The following is a 14,048-nucleotide window of genomic DNA, read 5'->3' on the forward strand; positions in this document are numbered from 1 at the left end:
ATGGCAATTAAATTAAACAGAGCCCAGGAAATTATGGACAGGTTAGAGCGAGAAGGGAAAGTGCGGGTAATGGACGATTGTCCGGAATTCAGAAAAAGACAAAAAGAGAGAAATAAATATATGGAAGAAGTGCGAAGGGAGTGCAACAGGATTTCCTTTAACTCCTGGATCGCCGCTTCGAAGCTCCTTCTTACCTGATATTAAAAATTGACTTTAGATGTAAGGCTGGCATATCTTTGCCAGCCTTTTTTGTGATAAAAAAAGTATCATAATGACACCCGTTTTCTCTCCCGGGTGGAAGAATGGTAAACGTATAAGCGTCATAAAAACCGTTTTCTTTATTTCTTTAAATTAATATCTTTGGGCGCAACCAACTAATGATCGGCCGGGGCTTCCGGCTAATATGTCTGACGATAACGAAATCTGGAAACAATTTTGTGCGGGTGAACAGAGCGCATTCCGTGAATTATACGACCGGTATTATTCGCGCATGTTCGTATGGGGATGCCGCTGGCTGGAAGGAGAAACGGCCTTTGTGAAAGATCATTTGCATGATTTTTTTATTTATCTGTGGGAAAAAAGAGCGAATCTCGCGCGGGAGGTCCAGGTGTCGGCCTACCTGCTGACAGCCTTCAAACGGCGGCTGATAGAGCAGTGGGGCCGGGAGAAACGCCTGAAGGATCTCGGTGCCATGATCAGCCCCGTGGAGGATCAGCAGGAAGATATAGATCTTTTTACCCGGCAGTTCAACCGGATACAGGCCGCTCTGCAGTCACTCACTCCTGCCCAGCGGGAGGTAATAGAGATGCGTTTTTTGCAGAATATGTCCCTGCAACAGATCGCCACCGCCAAAAATACCAGTCTGCGGACGGTCTATAACCTTACCCATCGTGCCATTACACAGCTCCGCCAGGAAGTGGGCAAAATTTTTTTTTTATTTCTGTGGTAAATCTGTTTCATCGGTCCCTCTGTATAGTAAAAGTGCCTGCGGATGGATGAAATTTCGGTCGAGAAGTTAATAGGAGAGCCTTCTTTCATTAATTACTGCTTTCGCAACGGCGAGGTGGATACCGCTTATTGGGAAGCCTGGCAACAGGCTCATCCAGAGCATCAGTCTGTTATCCGGGAGGCTGCTGCGGCGGTGAAAATGGCCTCCTGGCTGCTACAGGCGGAAAAAGCGAAGCCTGCCGCCATGGAGGCACTGGATGAGTGGTTGTTGCAGGCCACACAACCCCGTGTCCGCCGTCGTTCATGGTATTATGCTGCCGCCGCTGCATTGCTGTTGCTTTTAGCTATAGCATGGTTCTTCCGGCCGTCGCCTTCTTCCCCACCGGCAGTGGCGGTTCGTCAGGATGCTCCCCGACTGCATTTCAGCACCGTGGGGCAGCCCAGGACAGGCTTCCGTTTGCCGGATAACAGCTATGTGCTGCTGGAAAGTAATTCAGTACTGGACCTTGACAGCGCTTTCGGTCAACAACACCGCCACCTGCGGCTTCGGGGCACAGCATGGTTTAAGGTGCAGCCCGACCGCCGGCGGTCTTTCGAAGTACAGGGCCAGGATTATTTTGTGACCGCTCTGGGAACCGCTTTCCGTATGACTGCGGCCAAGGGGAAAATACAGGTGTTGCTGGAAGAAGGAAAAGTGAAAGTGGAAAAACAGCTGTCCGGAGAAAGAAAGCTGTTGGCAATATTACAGCCTTCCGAAAGTCTGCTGATAGACCCCGTTGCGCCGGCCCATACAAAGAAGTCCATCTTCCCGCAGGAGGAACTGGGCGCCTGGAAAGCGGAGGAGATCGTCTTCGACCATACACCACTTCCGGAAGTAATACAGCAACTGGAGGCTTGTTACAATATACGTATCACCATCGCCGGTAACAATCTGCAGCAGGAAACATTTACCGGGAAGTTTAAACACGATGCGCTGCCCGCAGTGCTGGACATACTTTGTTTCACTTTAAATAAACAGTACCGATTCACTGATTCAACCAACGTCTTAATTCAGTAACCAACCAAAACAGGACCATTATTTATGCATGTATTCTCTTGCCGGTTGTCCCTGGGGACAACGATCAGGCACGCTATTGCCCTTACTGTAACGACGCTGCTGATGACTGCCGCAACACTCCGCGCACAGGAAAAGAAAAATGTCGCGATGGAGAAAGTCCCCGTCGAAAAAGCATTTAAGCAACTGGAAGGTATCTTCCATGTCCGCTTCTTTTACTCCGGGTCCGCGATGGACAAACAACAAACAATTAGCATTCCCGCGGATACAAGAACGCTGGACGACGTGTTGCAATACCTGGCCGACCGATACCGGTACGCTTTCCGGCAGCAGGATAACATGATCAGCGTGAGCCTGCGCCCCGCTGCCACCAAAGAAAACACCATCCAGGGACGCATCGGCCTCTACGAAGAGGATAACATCGTTTACAATGCCGGAGTGACCATCCGTGAGGATAATACTACCAACGCCGCCATCACGGACGGCAAAGGGTATTTTGCACTGAAGCTCTCCCGGCCCAACAGCCGCATTCATGTCACCTGTGTGGGATATGAACATACAGAACTGGAGGTGAACGCCAACACCATGGTGAACCTTACATTACAGCAATCACTGAAGTCCATCCCGGAAGTGGTCATCTCCACCGGTTACCAGCGCCTGGCCCGCAAAAACACCACCGGCGCCTATGGCAGTATCTCCTCCCGTGAAGTGGAACGCAGAAGCAGCCAGTCTATTACCGCTGTGCTGGAGGGAAGTGTTCCCGGTCTTACACTGGCCACCGGCTATGCCGGTACCTCTAAAAATCGCTACCAGAGCGGTATCAATTTACAAATCCGCGGCGGCAGCTCCATCGGTACCGACCGGGCAGCACCGCTGATCATCCTCGACGGTTTCCCGGTGAACCAGCTGCCGGACAACCTCAACGATGTGGACAAAATAGACGTGCTTAAAGACGCCGCAGCAGCTGCCGTTTGGGGCGCCCGCGCTGCCAACGGGGTAGTGGTGATCACCACCAAAAGAGGTAAAGAAGGTAAGATGCGCATCAACTACGCCAGTAACCTGTACTTCACCCAACGCCCGGATTTCTCCCGCCTCGACAGGGCCACCGGCCGGGACCTGCTGGACTTCGACAAGGAATCATACGATAAAGGATTCGTGGACCCCCTGTTTTTCGAAGGCTCTCCGGGCGGTTATTCCCCTTCCTATGATATCTTATTCCGCCTGAAGAAAGGCGAAATATCTCAACAGGAGTTCGACCGTAAACAGGATTCCCTCGGCGCCCTTTCAAATTCCTCCCAGGTCCGCGACCTGCTGATGCAGACAGGCCTCCGGCAGAATCACTACCTGTCCCTCGCCGGCGGCAGCGGTAAATACCGTTTTATGATTTCCGGATCGTACGACCATAATCAGTCCACCTATATCGCCGATAAATCACAGCTGCTGCAAATCAATATGCGCAATGACCTGGAAATCAGCAGCCGCCTGCGTTTTAGTCTCGATATGAACGGTACGTTCCAGGACTACCGGACAGGCCCCGCCCTCAATTCCGGTATCCTGCTAACACCACCTTATCAGCTCTTGCTCGATGGCGACGGTAAATACCTGTACGACTACAGCACATTCAACAAAGCGGAAAATGACCGCCTGCTGGCCAGCGGTTATTCTGACAATGGCCGTAACCTGCTGGAAGAAGCCCGGCTGGCAGACAACCGTCAGAAGAACTTTGGCCTGCGGACTAAAGTCGGTGGGGAATGGAAGATCCTCAAAGGCCTGACACTGAATGCTGATTTTCTCTATGACAAAATGAAACAAAGCGGCCGGAACCTGATCGTGGCCCAGTCCTACGACAGCCGTAACTTCGTGAATCAGTATGTGACGCTGGATGCCAACAACCAGGCGGTGTTTAACATCCCGAAAGGCGGAATCCTTAAAACCATGGAAAATACGGCGGCCAACTGGGCCCTCCGTTCCCAGCTCAATTACACCAACGTATTCCGCTCAGTACACTTCGTGAACTTCGCTGCCGGTATCGAAGTGAAAAAATATGTGACCGATGGCGCCACTGCCGCTAAATTCGGCTATGACGATGCACTGATGATTTTTCAGCCCATCGATCAGAAAACATTGCTCAAAGGCGGACAGACCGGCTGGAGCGGCCGTCCGATACCGCGCTTTGATCAATCGCTTTATGACAGGTTCTCCTTCAGCGACACCAGGGAACAGTCGTACTACGGTATGGCAACCTACACCTACGACGACCGCTATACCATTACTGCCAGCTATCGGGTTGACAAATCGAATCTCTTTGGTGTAGACCCTAAGTATCGCAATAACCCTTTGTGGTCGGTAGGCGGAGCCTGGGACATTGCACGGGAGAAATTCTTTCATGCCGATAAAATCAGTCTGCTAAAGCTCCGCGCTACGGTAGGGCTGACAGGCAACTACGATCCCACCACCACGCCACTGCTGGTAGCGAGAAAAATGTACCAGGCTGTGCTGGGAGATTACAACGCAAGGGTCACCAGCTATAACCCCAAACTGCGCTGGGAAAGAACACGCACTATGAACATGGGGGTGGACCTTGGGCTGTTTGACAACAGGTTACAGCTCTCCGCCGATATATACCGCAAATACGGTTATGACCTGTATGGCAATACCATCCTCGATCCTACAGTAGGGATGGCCACCATGAAGATCAATGCTGCAAAGATGCGTAACAACGGTGTGGAACTGGCAGTTCAGGGCACCGTGCTGGATACCCGCGGTTTCAGATGGACCAGCCGCCTGAATGCAGCCTACAACCATAATATCATTACAGAGAACAGGATACAGGACGGTAACCCGGAAATCAACCGGCCTTCCGGTACCACACAATATGTAGAAGGTTATGCCAGAGAAGCACTGTGGAGCTATCGCTGGGCCGGACTGGACAACAAAGGTAATCCGACCGTATATGGTGATAAAGAGGAGAAGGTGAAAGTACCGGTACTGTCTTCGTTGGTGTATAGCGGTACTTACCGGGCGCCGTACTCCGGTGGGTTCACCAATATCTTCTACTATAAAAATTTCTTCGCCAGCGTGATGACGGTATTCAACTTCGGCAATGTGCTCCGCCGGGAAATGCCTTCCATGAACGCCCTGGATTTTTCCAATGCTATGAACTACCAGATCCGGAACCGCTGGCGCAAACCGGGAGATGAAGCATCTACCGATATCGCGGGCATGACGCAGTCTTTTGAACCGGATGATTTTTATGACGGAAGAGAACGTGCTATGCAGTTTTCTACCAACAGCGTGATTCCCGGAGATTATATCCGCCTGCGGGAAATACAACTGGGGTATAATTTCCCCGCTAAGATGCTCAAAGGCTCTTTCCTCAAAGGCCTGCATATCATCGGTCAGATGAATAATGTGGCGCTCTGGAAGAAAAACAAATATGGTATCGATCCGGAAGCCATCGATCCGGTAAGCGGCAGCTACTATTTGCCGGAACCGAGGGTAACAACACTGACAGTAAGAGTGGAACTGTAAATTCTAAAAATGCGAAAGTCATGAAAAAACTGATAATATATTGCCTGGCAGGGGCAGCCATGCTCGGCACCGGCTGCAAAAAATTTATGGACGTTACGCCTAAAGGAGTATTCATCCCCAGGACAGTAGCGGAATACGAACTCTTTTTAAATGATGTGTTGCTGGCAGATGCGAGCTACGCTTACTGTGAATTGATGACGGATGATCTGGCCTTTACTGATGCACGGCTGGCCGCGGATAACCGCACCACCCGTTCCTATCTCTGGAAACAGGACCTGCTGAAGGCAACAGAAGACGACGGGGAATGGAACAACATGTACCGCAATATCTATAACTGCAACCTTGTCCTGGCCAATCTTTCTGCTGCGACAGAAGGTACTGCCGCGGAGGTGAACCGCCTCTCGGCAGAAGCCAAAATACAACGCGCTTATTTTTACTTCAACCTGGTGAACCTGTATGGCGCCGGCTATCAGGCTGCTTCTGCTGCTTCAGACCCCGGCGTGCCGCTGCTGCTGGCGCCCGACCTCGAAGCAAAGACAGTACGTGCCTCCGTTCAGGCGGTGTACGATCAGATCCTGAAAGATCTGCAGGAGGCGCTTGCCGTTAATGAGCTGCCGGTGACCGGAAAAACGTATGTGCATCCGGGTAAGGCCGCCGCTCATGCGTTGCTGGCAAGGGTATACCTGTATATGGGTAATTATGCCGGCGCACAACAGTCGGCAGAAGCAGCGCTGTCCCTGAAGAACACGCTGCTGGATTACAATACCTTCAGTTTCGTGAACCCTGCCCGCCCGCCTATTGGCGTCAACGGCAGGCCGGTGCCTGAAAACAACCCGGAAAACATCTTCTCTAAAACCAACGGTGGCAACGGTATGCTGTCCCGTTTTATGATCAGTCCCGATCTGCTGAATGTGCTCGGCGAAAAAGACCTGCGTTATGTATATACGTTTAGCCGCCTCGATAATAAAGGGCAGCCTGTTACCAGTCCATTTCCGGAATACTTTGCCAACAGTGTGAACTATAGCATCGGCGTACCGGAAATGATGCTGATCAAAGCGGAATGCCTTGCACGCAATAATCATCCTGCAGCAGCGGTGACATTGCTCAATACCCTCCGGCAGAAGCGCTTCAAACCGGCAGATTATGTGGCGCTGACGGCCACCTCCGGTGCTGAGGCGCTGGACCTGGTACTGCGCGAGAGAAGACTGGAGCTGCTTTATCATGGACTCCGCTGGTTGGACCTTAAGCGGTTGAACCGCGAACCCCGTTTTCAGAAAACACTGACCCGCACGTTTCAAAACAATACCTATACGTTGCCTCCTAATGATCCGCTTTACCTGTTGCAGATAGCACCCAAGATCATCGGTATAAATCCTGGTATCGTGCAAAACCCACGCTGAGTAAATCTTTTAAACCAATCATGCTAACAACGGGAGCGCCTGTACGGCGTTCCCGTTATCAAAAAGATGCATATGAAATCAATATCATTTATTATGATGGCAGCCTTGTTGCCGGCAGCCGCCGGCGCACAGCAGCTGAAACTCACTTCCGCCGTACATGCAGATCAGGGGAAAGTAACTATCTACCAGGAGTGGCCTGAACGCAGGGTGGTAGATACCCCGCGTCTCTCCGGTCACCAGGTGTCCTGCCAGCTGCCGCAGGCTGCGGCGGTCTACCGTGTGTCCCTCAGAAAACCATTTGCCGATGCTACGGTGCTGGCAGAAGAAGGGAAGCCCGTGACCATTACCATCACGAAAGATAGCCAGGTGGTAGTGCGGGGTGGTGTTCTCCAGCAGCGCTGGGACGATTTCCTGCAGTCCGTCGCCCCCGATGAAGCGGCATGGAGCGATGTAGGCCGCAGATATGAAAAGGCCACCGACCTGGACGCCAAATTGAAGATCGCCCGGGAAATGGACCATTACTCAGGATCGGTACAACAGGCACGGCTACACTTTGCCGTGCAGAACGCCGGTAATCTCGCCGGCGCCTGGATGGCCTATTCCTATGCTTTCGCCTGGACGCCGGAGTCGCTGAAGAAACTAACGCCCCTGTTCCGGCAACAGCCGGCTGCCAGCGCTACATATGCGGTATTGAAGGAGAAGCAGGCCGCTGCAGCGGCCGTCAGCATGACAGGCAAACAGGCGCCGGTATTCACCCTCAGCGCTATCGACGGTCAACAGGTGGCATTGGACAGCTTTATCCGTCAGCATCAATACGTTTTGCTGGATGTATGGGCGTCCTGGTGTACACCCTGCCGGGCAGGCAATCGTGCACTGGCCGCGCACTATGAAGAGCTGCAACAGAAAGGGATCGGCTTTATCTCCGTTTCTGTTGATGAAAACAAGGATCTCTGGAAAAAGGCTGTGGTGGCGGATAAGATACCGTGGACGCAATTGGTGAGCCCTCACGGGATGAAAAGTGATTTTGTCAATGCTTACAAGGTACAGTCACTGCCGGCTACTTTCCTGATCAACCGGGAGGGCACAATTATTCAGCAGCATATCGAGATCGAAGACCTGAAAAAACTATAATACACATGAAGAAGATTTACTGGATAGTAGGCCTGCTGGCTTGTGTTATCCATGGAAACGCGCAGCACAGCCGCACCCTGTTGCTGAAAAATGCCACCATCATCGATGGCGATGCCAGCGTTGCACCGCGCAAAGGCAATGTGTTGCTACGGCAGGGGATGATTGCAGGGGTGCTGTATGACAGTACTGTGGCGGCCGACAGCGTGATCGACTGCACCGGGAAATTCATTACGCCCGGACTGATGGACGCCCATGTGCACCTTGCCACAATGGGTATGGACCACCAGCAGGCGGCAGAACGGACCACCGATAGTATATTGCAGAACATGCTCCGTCACGGTATTACAACTGTCCGTGATATGGCGGGAGATGCCGTTTTCCTGGCCCGTTACAGCAGGCTGGCGGCTACCGGTCAACTGCTGTCGCCGGATATTTTTTACGCTGCACAATTCGCTGGTCCCGGTTATTTTGAACTGGTAGGCAAAGGCTCCCGTGAATCTGCCGATCTGGGCACTACCCCCTGGTACTGCGCCATCACCCCGCAAACAGACCTGCGGCTGGCCGTGGCGGCAGCCAAAGGCGCCGGGGTGACGGGCATTAAAGTATATGCTGATCTCTCCCGGGAGCAAATAGCCGCTATTACGCAGGAAGCGCACCGGCAAGGGATACAGGTATGGAGCCATGGCGCCGTGTTCCCGGCCAAACCGGCGGATGCAGTAGCGGCAGGGGCCAACAGCCTGTCTCATGCAAATGATCTCTGTTTTCAGCAGCTGCCGGGAGATACGCTGGAGATCTCCGGCGCATGGCAGCAGCTCTACAAAGGTTTCGTGCTGGATACCAGCGTACAGATCTCATTGCTGAAACAAATGAAGGAGAAAGGTATTTTTCTCGATCCGACCGTCTTCCACGCAGGTAATAATAAAATGGAAAACGCTTTTATCATCACCCGGCTGGCGCACCGTTTAGGTGTTTCCGTAGTAGCGGGCACCGATTGGATCTATCCCGCAAAAGCGGAGCCGGTGCCGCTCATGGAAGAAATGAAATTACTGGTAGCCCGTTGTGGCATGTCGCCTGCGCAGGTGCTGCAGTGTGCCACACTGAACGGTGCGCTGGTAACAGGACTGAAAGACCGTGGCCTGGTACGGGCTGATAAAAAAGCGGACCTGCTCATTCTCGACGCTGATCCATTAAAAGATGTGACGCGGCTGTTCTCACCGAAGATCGTCATCAAACATGGTATAGTGCTGAAAATACAGCCATAAGAAAGGGTTATACTTTAGCGAGACAAATATCTTCCTGGAATTTCAGGTACTGTTTAGGGCTGAGATGCAGATAATGTTGAAAGTCATGAATCAGCTGGCTCTGATCATAATAGCCACAGGCTTCAATCTGGTCAAACCAGTCGATAGGAGCGCCGGCAGCCACCTGTTGCTGTACCATCTGGACTGCTTTCAGAAACCGTTGGTACCGCTGGCGCTCCTTCATCGTATAACCGAACTGTTTTTTCTGGTGCAGCTGAACATTGCGCTCACTCTGGCCCGTAGCGTCGGCAATGGTTTTGACGGGATTCAGGTTTTCATCTTCGAAATTGGCCAGCTGTGCAGAAAGCAGATGCCTGTCCTGCAGATAAGGCCGGCAAAAATCGAGGATATGCATCACCTGCGCGCCGGGCGCAGGGATATGCTGCAGCGATTCCCACAGTGCTGTGAAGCAGTTGTCTTTCACCAGCTCATCCGGATGCCCCACCATGGTCGCACGTCCAAAAAAACGATAAAAAGCATCATCCTTGAAATTGGCCACCAGTATACTGGTCCCGGCCGGTAACGTGTAATCGAATGCCTGTTTCACCGGGCCCAGGACCATACACTGCGCAACCTCCAGCAGCGTTTCCTGCGCTGAATGCAGAACGCCTTTCCCGCCAAATACAAATACCATGATTGTCTGATAGGTAGGCAGCAGGGTTTTCGTTACCGAAGCACCGGTATTATTGACAGCATGATAAAAATAGGAGAATACAGCTTCATACTCCGCCGGAACAGGCAGGCGTGATTGCTGGTACCCCTGGTGAGTGTCCTGGTTCATGTGTCAAAGATACCTTAAATCAGGGTTAGATGTTAATCATTGCATTTTCACATTTGTGATAAACTAATGAGATAGGGATGGGGTAGTTTTGCTAAAGCCTGATCCAACGCCATAAATTTTCTTATATTCACGACGTTGCACTGTAACGGGAAACCTGGCAGCTATTCACTTTTTAATTATTCAATGATGACGACCCAGTTTTTTTACCTGGTGCTTAACCCAACAGAAAAGAAACTACCTTACTTGTATAGCCATGTTTTTAAGATCACCTACCGGCATCTGAAGGACCTGGTGGCACAACAGCAGCAACTGGAAGCAGCATTCAGAGAACATAATCGCCACCCGGAAGATTATAAAGCAGAATGGTCGGTGGGAGTGGACGGGGAGCCACAGGCGGCGGCGGATAGAAATGATGAGATACGGGCCTGGCAGATGGATGAAACGAAAGTTGTCCGAACGATCAATTGGCCCTGACAGCCATCGGCTGTCAGGGCCCGGGAATATTATTCGTGCTCGTTTTGGTAGATCTTGTCTATAGCACTTTTGTATTTTTCAAGCACCACTTTTCTTTTCAGGCTCAGCTTAGGCGTCATTTCACCGCCGGCAATGCTCCATTCTTCGGGCATCAGCTCAAAGCGTTTGATCTGCTCCACATGATTGAAGTGCTGGTTGTATTCATCGATCACTTTCTGATAGGCTTCCTGCACCTCCGGACGGGCAATGGCTTCTGCCTGCGTCGTGAAGGGGATATTCTGCCGGTTCATCCAATACTTCAGATACGGGAACGCAGGTACGATCAGCGCGCCGGTAAACTTATGGCCTTCACCCACCACCATGATCTGTTCAATGAACGGACTTTCCTTGAACTTGTTTTCAATGGGTTGTGGCGCCACGTACTTGCCGCCGCTGGTTTTGAAGAGTTCTTTTTTACGATCGGTGATTTTGATAAATTTTTTATCTACCCAGATACCGATGTCGCCGGTGTGTAACCAGCCATCCACAACGGTTTCAGCGGTGAGATCAGGACGTTTGTAATAGCCTTTCATCACCGTAGGGCCTTTCACGCAGATTTCGCCGTCTTCCTCCAGTTTAACTTCGATGCCATCGATAGGGGGACCTACCGTGCCAAATTTGGTGCCGCCGGGCTTCCTGCGGTTGACGCAGATCACCGGGCTGTTTTCGGTAGGGCCATAACCTTCGTATACCGGTATCTGCGCGGCGTTGAAGATACGCAGCAGTTTCTCCTGGCAGGCCGCGCCGCCAGTGACGATATAGCTGATATTTCCTCCCAGCGCTGCGCGCCATTTGCTGAAGACCAGCTTATTGGCGATGGATAACTGGAGGTTGTACCAAGCACCGCCGCTGATATTGTTGTCATATTTGCCGGCCAGGGATACCGCCCAGAAAAACAGCCGGCGTTTGATGCCGGTGAGACTGTTGCCGGTGGCCATAATTTTCTCAAATACTTTTTCCAGCAGCCGCGGTACGGTGGTAAATCCATCAGGGCATACCTCTTTCAGGTTCTCGCTAAGCGTGTCCAGACTTTCTGCATAGTAAATACCGATAGCACTGAAAAGATAGATGTAGGTAACCGTCTTTTCGAAGATGTGGTTCAGCGGCAGAAAACTCAGTACTTTCTGCTGTGGCGCATCATCAAAAGGGAAGCTCACCTTGGAATACATCACGTTGGAGGATATATTGGCATGCGTGAGCATCACGCCTTTGGGCGTACCGGTGGTACCGGAGGTATAGATAATGGTGGCCAGGTGTTCCGGATCAATCCCCGCTTTAATGGCTTCTACCTGCTCCAGCAGCGCAGGGGTGGCCATGTCCGGAATGGTGCTCCAGTGGGTGGCGCCGGGTATCTCGTCAAAGGAATAGATCTCCTTCAGCGTAGGAACGCCGCTCCGGAGAGCCTGGATTTTTTCCAGCATCTCTTTGCTGCTGACGAAGATATACTTCACGGCAGCGTCGTTCAGGATAAATTGTATTTCAGCCGGGTTGGTAGTGGGGTACAGGGGCACCAGCACGGCGCCGGTCTGCTGTACCGCCAGATCTGTAAACACCCATTCCGGCCGGTTGTTACTGATAATAGCGATTTTGTCAGCGCCTTCAGGCGTAAAATCATTGCCGCCCACGCCCAGCTGTAACAAGCCGGCGGAAAAGCGGTTCACTGTTTCACTGACACTGGCAGTACTGAATGTCTTCCAGCTGCCATTGATCTTGGCGGCCAGCATGTCCTGTTTGGGGAATTTCTCCAGCTGAAACTTTACTGCGTCGAATAGCCTGTGCCTCGGGAGCGTACTCATAAGGTAGATTTAGTGATGTAATAGGTACCAGTTCGTATTAAATATACTAAAAAATATATGTCAGTAAAACTGAAATTATTGGCAGCGGATCAACGCCCGAAACGCTCGCCGGCCCCACGAGCGGCCGATGCGCATAAACACTGTCTTTCCACGTGAAGACAATGTAGCCGATATGTTGCACAGCCAGCTTTTCCGTGATGAAATAGGTGTCGATATTCCTGTCCCGGGAGAGGCTTACCTTTTAGGGGAGCTGTATCGTCTCCTGTGCAAAAGAAGGCGCCTCCATCATCGTCCATGCATGTAGTAACAGGGATTCTGGCATATGGGTTATTGGTTCTGTTCCCTACAATATAGTCAATTTTCAGGCGTGATAAACACCGGGAATGTTAAAGTTATTAGCGCTGTGCGTTGCTTTTATGCTGATCTTTTCCTATTTTTTCTGCTTTACCGGACCATAAACGGCCAACCGGCCTTAAAATATAATTATGCTTACTGCGCTAACAAACGGAACGATCTACACCGGTGCACAGGTGATCAGGGATAAGACACTTTTAACAGAACAAGGAAAAATCACCGCGCTGGTCAGCCCCGCGGAAGTCCCGGCAGATGCTACGGTCGTAGACTGCGCCGGAAGTATCATCGCACCCGGACTGCTGGACCTTCAGATCTATGGCGGCGGCGGGTACCTTTTCTCCGCTAAACGTTCACCGGAAGCGCTCAACGCCATGGCGCAGGCGCTGGTTAAAAACGGTACGACCGGCTTTCTGCTTACCCTGGCGACCGACAGCCTGGAAGTGTTTGATGAGTGTATCCGTATTGTGCGCGACCACCCGCATCCGGCACTGCTGGGCATGCACCTGGAAGGGCCCTATATCAACCCCGCCAAAAAAGGCGCGCATCCTGTACAGCATATCAGGCGCCCGGTGCGCGAAGAGGTGGAAAACCTGCTGGCCGCCGCCGGTGGTGTGGTGAAGATGATCACCGTGGCCCCGGAAATGTGTGATCCGGCTATCCTGCGCTGGCTCGATGAGCAGGGTATCGTCCTCTCCGCGGGCCATAGCAACGCCACCTTCGCAGAAGCGATGGAAGGTTTCCAGAACGGGGTGCGGGCAGTAACACACCTGTTCAATGCCATGTCGTCCCTGCATCACCGCGATACCGGCCTCCCCGGCGCCACCTTCCGCAACGGCAGCGTGTATGCCAGCATCATCGCCGATAATATCCACGTGGATGACAACGCGCTGATCATCAGTAAACAAGCAATGGGCCATCGTTTGTTCCTGATCACCGATGCAGTGGAAGCCAACGACACCTGGCCGGCGCATCATGTGGCACAGGAAGACCGCTTTACGTTGCCCGACGGTACCCTCTCCGGATCGCGGCTGACACTCCTGCGCGCAGTACAGCGCTGTGTGGAATATGCCGGTATTCCGCTGGAAGAAGCTCTGCGCATGGCTACCGTATACCCGGCCACGCTCATGGGCCTTAAAGACCGCGGCCGTATTGAACCAGGCTGCCGGGCAGACCTGGTGGTGTTTGATCATCAGTATAAAGTGCAAAAAGTATTTGTCGCTGGCGCACAACAGTGAGCTG

The 14,048-nt window shown here is 52.1% G+C and carries 11 protein-coding genes; 9 read left to right on the forward strand and 2 right to left on the reverse strand.

The features are described 5' to 3' along the window. The 7 genes from B5D63_RS25810 (at nucleotide 1) to B5D63_RS25840 (ending at nucleotide 9,326) form a co-directional block, all read left to right on the forward strand. The gene (locus B5D63_RS25810; protein WP_078671743.1) at nucleotides 1–198 is read left to right on the forward strand and encodes a hypothetical protein; all 198 of its coding nucleotides are present in this window, start codon (nucleotides 1–3) and stop codon (nucleotides 196–198) included. 205 nt (nucleotides 199–403) lie between these two features. Further along, on the forward strand, nucleotides 404–949 hold the full coding sequence (locus B5D63_RS25815) for an RNA polymerase sigma factor (protein ID WP_078671744.1): 546 nt from the start codon (nucleotides 404–406) through the stop codon (nucleotides 947–949). Between the two features lie 42 nt (nucleotides 950–991). Next, nucleotides 992–2,005 carry a FecR family protein gene (locus B5D63_RS25820; RefSeq protein WP_078671745.1) on the forward strand — a complete coding sequence of 338 codons (1,014 nt, stop codon included), beginning with the start codon at nucleotides 992–994 and terminating at the stop codon, nucleotides 2,003–2,005. A 24-nt stretch (nucleotides 2,006–2,029) separates the two neighbouring features. Beyond that, nucleotides 2,030–5,533: a SusC/RagA family TonB-linked outer membrane protein gene (locus B5D63_RS25825; protein ID WP_078671746.1), complete on the forward strand. Its 3,504-nt coding sequence runs from the start codon at nucleotides 2,030–2,032 to the stop codon at nucleotides 5,531–5,533. Nucleotides 5,534–5,553: 20 nt separating this feature from the next. After that, complete coding sequence (locus B5D63_RS25830; protein ID WP_078671747.1) at nucleotides 5,554–6,933, forward strand: RagB/SusD family nutrient uptake outer membrane protein; 1,380 nt, start codon at nucleotides 5,554–5,556, stop codon at nucleotides 6,931–6,933. A 72-nt stretch (nucleotides 6,934–7,005) separates the two neighbouring features. After that, a complete protein-coding gene (locus B5D63_RS25835; protein WP_159456165.1) occupies nucleotides 7,006–8,064 on the forward strand; it encodes a TlpA family protein disulfide reductase in 1,059 nt (352 codons plus the stop codon). A gap of 5 nt (nucleotides 8,065–8,069) precedes the next feature. Then, complete coding sequence (locus tag B5D63_RS25840) at nucleotides 8,070–9,326, forward strand: amidohydrolase family protein (RefSeq protein WP_078671749.1); 1,257 nt, start codon at nucleotides 8,070–8,072, stop codon at nucleotides 9,324–9,326. 7 nt (nucleotides 9,327–9,333) lie between these two features. On the opposite strand, the gene B5D63_RS25845 is transcribed toward B5D63_RS25840, so the two are convergent. After that, a complete protein-coding gene (locus tag B5D63_RS25845) occupies nucleotides 9,334–10,146 on the reverse strand; it encodes an AraC family transcriptional regulator (protein ID WP_078671750.1) in 813 nt (270 codons plus the stop codon). A 186-nt stretch (nucleotides 10,147–10,332) separates the two neighbouring features. On the opposite strand from B5D63_RS25845, the gene B5D63_RS25850 reads away from it, so the two are divergent. Continuing rightward, the gene (locus B5D63_RS25850) at nucleotides 10,333–10,620 is read left to right on the forward strand and encodes a hypothetical protein (RefSeq protein ID WP_159456166.1); all 288 of its coding nucleotides are present in this window, start codon (nucleotides 10,333–10,335) and stop codon (nucleotides 10,618–10,620) included. Between the two features lie 29 nt (nucleotides 10,621–10,649). Here the strand turns inward: B5D63_RS25850 and B5D63_RS25855 are convergent, their stop codons facing one another. Then, a complete protein-coding gene (locus tag B5D63_RS25855) occupies nucleotides 10,650–12,455 on the reverse strand; it encodes an AMP-dependent synthetase/ligase (protein ID WP_078671752.1) in 1,806 nt (601 codons plus the stop codon). 485 nt (nucleotides 12,456–12,940) lie between these two features. On the opposite strand from B5D63_RS25855, the gene nagA reads away from it, so the two are divergent. Continuing rightward, nucleotides 12,941–14,044, forward strand: coding sequence for an N-acetylglucosamine-6-phosphate deacetylase (gene nagA, locus B5D63_RS25860; protein ID WP_078671753.1), 1,104 nt, complete (start codon nucleotides 12,941–12,943; stop codon nucleotides 14,042–14,044). The last annotated feature ends 4 nt before the right edge of the window (nucleotides 14,045–14,048 follow it).

The organism is Chitinophaga eiseniae (assembly GCF_900167135.1).
Lineage (GTDB): Bacteria > Bacteroidota > Bacteroidia > Chitinophagales > Chitinophagaceae > Chitinophaga > Chitinophaga eiseniae.